The sequence below is a fragment of the Klebsiella sp. RHBSTW-00484 genome (genome assembly GCF_013705725.1).
Lineage (GTDB): Bacteria > Pseudomonadota > Gammaproteobacteria > Enterobacterales > Enterobacteriaceae > Klebsiella.
Map to the genome: position 1 here is coordinate 1 of NZ_CP055498.1, position 1,570 is coordinate 1,570.

Consider the following 1,570-nt stretch of genomic DNA (forward strand, 5'->3'; position numbering starts at 1 on the left):
GTCGACGCTGCTCACGGCGATTAATTATGTGATTCGCCGCTCGGCGCTGCCGCTGCTGGGGGCGACGGTGATTGCTATTCTCGCCTTTGCGCCGATTGGCCTGTCGCAGGACTCCACCGGAGAATACTGCAAATCACTGTTCCAGGTGCTGCTGATTTCACTCATGCTGAGCTGGTTCTCAGCGTTAACCATCACGCCAGTACTGATTAAATGGTGGCTGTTCAAAGGGCAACAGCCGCCTGCTGAAACCTCGGATACCGACCCCTACAGCGGGCGCTTTTATCGCATTTATCAGCAGATTCTGCACACCCTACTGATGCGCAAAGCGATCACCCTGACCGTCATGGCGGCGCTGCTGGCAGCTTCAATATGGGGATTCGGCTCGGTGCGGCAGAACTTTTTCCCCTCATCGAACACGCCTATCTTCTTTGTTGACCTCTGGCTTCCCTATGGCACTGATATTGCGACAACCGAAAAGATGGCCAGCGATATTGAAACCTCGATTAACGGCCAGCCGGGCGTTGTCACCACCATCGCCACCGTTGGTCAGGGCAGTATGCGTTTTATCCTCACCTACAGCGGGCAACGGCAATACAGCAACTACGCGCAGATCATGGTACGCATGGACGACCAGCGCAGTATTAACGCTCTGACGCAGCATGTTGACAGCTATATTGCGCGCAACTATCCGCAGGTTAATGCCAGCAGCAAACGCGTGATGTTCGGCCCTTCCGGCGATAGCGCCATTGAAGTGCGCATCAAAGGCCCGGATCCCGACCGCCTGCGCCTGCTCGCCAGCCAGGTGGGCGATATTCTCTCCGCAGACCCGGCCACCGACGGCGTGCGCAACGACTGGCAGAACCGCAGCAAGGTTATCCGCCCACAATATTCCGCCAGCTTAGGCCGCGAACTGGGAGTAGATAAACAGGATATCGATAACGCGCTGGAGATGAATTTCTCTGGTAGCCGTGCGGGACTCTATCGCGAAGGGGCTGACCTGCTGCCGGTGGTGGTTCGCCCACCAGCCGCCGAGCGCCAGGATGCTAACCACCTGAATAATGTGCTGGTCTGGAGCCAAAACCGCCAGCAGTATATCCCGCTCAGTAACGTGGTCAGCGGCTTTAATCTCGAGTGGGAAGATCCTTTGATCCTGCGCCGCGACCGCAGCCGCGTACTGACCGTGCAGACCGACCCCGATCCGCTGAGCAATCAAACCTCAGGCGATATTCTGGCGCGCGTGAAGCCGCAAATCGATGCCCTCGCCCTACCGCACGGCTACAGTATTGAGTGGGGCGGCGACGCGGAGAATTCCCGCGAAGCGCAGCAGGGGTTGTTCACCACCCTGCCGCTGGGTTACCTGGTGATGTTTGTTATCACTGTGCTGATGTTCAGCTCGCTGAAAAACGCGATCGCTATCTGGCTGACGGTGCCGCTGGCGCTGATTGGCGTAACGCCAGGCTTTTTGATTACCGGTATTCCTTTTGGCTTTATGGCATTGATAGGCTTGCTTAGCCTGAGCGGGATGTTGATTCGTAACGGCATCGTGCTGGTTGAGGAAATTGAGCAGCAG

The 1,570-nt window shown here is 57.1% G+C and carries 1 protein-coding gene; it reads left to right on the top strand.

Annotated elements, in window-relative coordinates; genetic code table 11:
* The coding region (locus HV213_RS33105; RefSeq protein ID WP_181486584.1) for an efflux RND transporter permease subunit at positions 1-1,570 on the top strand (1,570 nt) is incomplete at both ends.